Origin of the sequence: Chamaesiphon sp. OTE_8_metabat_110, assembly GCF_031382685.1 — a bacterium.
Taxonomy (GTDB): domain Bacteria; phylum Cyanobacteriota; class Cyanobacteriia; order Cyanobacteriales; family Chamaesiphonaceae; genus Chamaesiphon.
In genome coordinates this window covers 1-1,985 of the sequence record NZ_JANMZA010000043.1, presented here as the reverse complement: position 1 = coordinate 1,985, position 1,985 = coordinate 1, and the positions used below count along the sequence as shown (strand labels likewise).

3 protein-coding genes are annotated in these 1,985 nt (G+C 46.5%); all 3 read left to right on the top strand.

The genetic code is table 11. The features are described 5' to 3' along the window. On the top strand, positions 1-1,035 hold a 1,035-nt coding region (locus RMO52_RS01820), incomplete at its 5' end, for a hypothetical protein (protein ID WP_310410382.1). A gap of 84 nt (positions 1,036-1,119) precedes the next feature. Then, complete coding sequence (locus RMO52_RS01815; RefSeq protein ID WP_310410381.1) at positions 1,120-1,599, top strand: MarR family transcriptional regulator; 480 nt, start codon at positions 1,120-1,122, stop codon at positions 1,597-1,599. A gap of 104 nt (positions 1,600-1,703) precedes the next feature. Continuing rightward, entirely contained in the window at positions 1,704-1,874 is a 171-nt protein-coding gene (locus RMO52_RS01810; protein ID WP_309743260.1) for a CDGSH iron-sulfur domain-containing protein, read from the top strand. Positions 1,875-1,985: the final 111 nt, after the last annotated feature.

Below are 1,985 nucleotides of genomic sequence, written 5' to 3'. Positions count from 1 at the left end.
TTCCCGTCTACAACCATGAGCCGGGGATTGCTAGAACACTTAATCCGCGATCGGGTGTTTGCAATACCTAATCTTAAATTACTCGATCGAACGATCGTTAAATCGTTACAGACTAACCCCGATCGAGATCGAGTCATTGGTATTATTGTCGAACAACACGGCAGCGCACCCCCAAGATCGCTAACTGCCGATCTGGTAGTGGATGTAACTGGACGCAGTTCCCGCTCTGGGCAATGGCTGAAGGATTTAGGCTACGAGCCACCATTCGCGAGTAAGGTACATGTTAACCTCTGCTATACGACGCGAATTTATCGGCGCGATCCTGAAGATCCCCGCAGCCACACTTGGATTTTGAATTCACCCGCGCCGCCACAACAATCTACTTTTGGTGGTATTATCCCGACTGAGGGAAATCGTTGGATCGTCTCAGTGGGTGGTTGGCATGGAAATTGGGCACCGACTACCGAAACTGGCTTTCTAGAGTTTGTGCGGGGCTTACCGTCCCCAGATATCTATGACATTATCTCTCAATCCGAACCCCTATCGGCGATCGTGCCCTACAAGTTTCCGTTTAGTCTCCGGCGATACTACGAACGGCTGAAACGGTTTCCGTCAGGCTATCTCGTCCTCGGAGATGCCGTTTCTAGCTTTAACCCTACCTATGGGCAGGGAATGAGTGTGGCGGCATTAGAAGTAGTCGAACTCGATCGAGTCCTCACCGAAAATGTCTCCCCCACACACTTAGCGCAAACTTTTTTCCAGCGCATCGCGAAGATTATCGATATTCCCTGGCAGTTGGCAGTCGGTGAGGATTTTCGCTTTCCCCAAACAACTGGCATCAAACCGCTCGGTACAGATCTCCTCAATCTCTATGCAACATGGGTACATCGCACAACCTTACACGATCCGGTTGTGGGTGAGACATTTCTGCAAGTGATGAATCTGATGATTCAACCGATTTGCCTGTTTTACCCTCGAATTGTCTGGCGGGTACTCCGAACGATGCTAGGGGCTTGTAATAAATCAACTTCCTGAGCAAAAAGCTCTAGTGGATCGAACAGCTTTGATTTTTATCCCGAAATAGATTCTAATTAGAACAGTATCCTCAAGTTACTCATCATGTCTGCTGTGTCTAGAGCTTCCATCGACCGATTCTCTTCCAGAGAGGCTACGCCAACGGCAAATGAACCTTTTCTGCTAGTAGTGAGAGAGCTAGCGAGAGCATATCAAGCTTTTTCGGCCTATTCTGAGGCACATGTAAGACAATTCGATCTGACACCCGCCCAGTTCGATGTCATCGCTACACTAGGTAATACAAATGGTCTGTGCATGGGTGAGTTAGGTGAGAAAACCTTGATTACCAAAGGTACTTTGACAGGAGTGATCGACAGGTTGATTCAAAAGCAGCTCGTTTGTCGTGAAACCCTACCAGAGAACCGTCGGAGCGTCCTCGTACAATTAACTCCTGAAGGTCAACAGGTATTCGATCGAGTCTTTCCCGCCCATATCGCTCATCTGAAGGATCGCTTTGACAAACTCGATGCTTCGGAGTTAGAACTCCTGACAGTGTTGCTAGGTCGGCTTCGCCAAGCTTTTTAAACAATTTCTTCAATCTCCTTGACAAATCTCTCGCTCATCAGCTAAGTTTAGATTAATTAGTTCTAATTAGAACTAAGCTAGCTCGAATAAAGCAAGAATTCATTATGGCACAACAATCTGCTACGACAGTTACTTTAGATGCTGGAACTCACTGGATTTGCACCTGTGGCGGATCGAGTAATTTTCCTGACTGCGATGGGGGGCACAAAGGGACAGCATTTCAACCGTTGGCTCTAGAGCTTGAATCACCCAAGGTGGTAGAAATATCTGTATAAGGTCACTGTTTTTTATCAAATAGTTCTAATTAGAATAGTTTTAATTCAGAGGAAAATATGAAGATTACGATTCAAGATGTTCCATCAGTTTACTCAAATCGGACACAACGG